This is a genomic window from Emergencia sp. 1XD21-10, from assembly GCF_009936045.1.
In the GTDB taxonomy this organism is placed as follows: domain Bacteria; phylum Bacillota; class Clostridia; order Peptostreptococcales; family Anaerovoracaceae; genus Senimuribacter; species Senimuribacter intestinalis.
On sequence record NZ_QWEQ01000076.1, the window covers coordinates 1 to 990 of the forward strand.

The 990-nt window shown below is 40.4% G+C and carries 3 protein-coding genes; all 3 read right to left on the reverse strand.

Annotation, left to right across the window (positions count from 1 at the left end; all coding sequences use genetic code 11):
* Window positions 1-169: 169 nt before the first annotated feature.
* From D1151_RS16360 to D1151_RS16370, 3 genes are read right to left on the reverse strand one after another with little or no spacing between them, the layout of a single operon-like run.
* A complete protein-coding gene (locus D1151_RS16360; protein WP_161873809.1) occupies window positions 170-469 on the reverse strand; it encodes a hypothetical protein in 300 nt (99 codons plus the stop codon).
* Window positions 470-522: 53 nt separating this feature from the next.
* Complete coding sequence (locus D1151_RS16365) at window positions 523-666, reverse strand: hypothetical protein (RefSeq protein WP_161873808.1); 144 nt, start codon at window positions 664-666, stop codon at window positions 523-525.
* Between the two features lie 26 nt (window positions 667-692).
* On the reverse strand, window positions 693-851 hold the full coding sequence (locus tag D1151_RS16370) for a hypothetical protein (protein WP_161873807.1): 159 nt from the start codon (window positions 849-851) through the stop codon (window positions 693-695).
* Between the last annotated feature and the right edge of the window lie 139 nt (window positions 852-990).

Below are 990 nucleotides of genomic sequence, written 5' to 3' on the forward strand. Positions count from 1 at the left end.
ATCGGCACCGCCTATTTCTTTCGTTTTACACCCTAATCTATTCAATATATCCTGCTCTATACAAAGCAAGAAAGCTACCTTTTCCCTAAATCAAGGGGACTGCTTCCATACGTCATGTTAGAAGCAGTCCTTCTGCTTTATAGTGCTGCCAAAGCAGCACCGGCACATTTTATTCGCTTTCCTCATCGTAATCGAAATCAAATACAGTTACCAACACATAAAGCCTTTCCTTGTCTTTATTATAGTTGTTTTCAATCTTGCCTTTTGATATAACAATCCTGTCCTTATCCGAGAGACCTAACGCTTTTTCATAAGCATCTCCCACAAATCTTGCTCGCCATGAACAGTATTGATTATTACCGTTCTGATCTTTTCCCTCATAGGTGCTGATGTTTGCTGCCACCGTATTCTTACGATTCTCTTCCTTCTTTGCTTCAAATACTGTTGCCTTTACCTTTCCAAGTTTCATTTGTTTCTCCTTTCTGGCGGGGAATATCTCTCCCCGCCTGTCACATGATTCCTTTATTTTTCATAAATTGAAAATCCGTCTGTCGCATTACCATAACATCTGAACCGGCATACATCTCCGCCAATCGAAACAGTCATTTCGTAAAAATCCGGTGCATCATACTCCTCTAAGATATAGTCAAAATCCCTTTGCTCCAAAAGATGCTTTCTCCGTGCATTTCCCGTTACTGTTCCTCAACGCATTTTTGTTCCTCCTTCACTTTCCGCTCATTTAGATCATTTGCCCGTTTTAGTTCCACTGTCAATTTCTCAATTACATCAATCAACTCTGGTACAACATAGCTTGTAAAATTATGTCCTGCCACTGTATCAAAAAAGTTCATAGTCTCACTCCTTTTTTAAATTCGGGCACAAACCCAACCCGCCGTCACATTTAGGCAAACGACGATATGCATCACGATGAATGCAATTTTCCCGACTGCATTCTGGACAAAAAGTCGTTTTGTACTGCGCATAACTCAT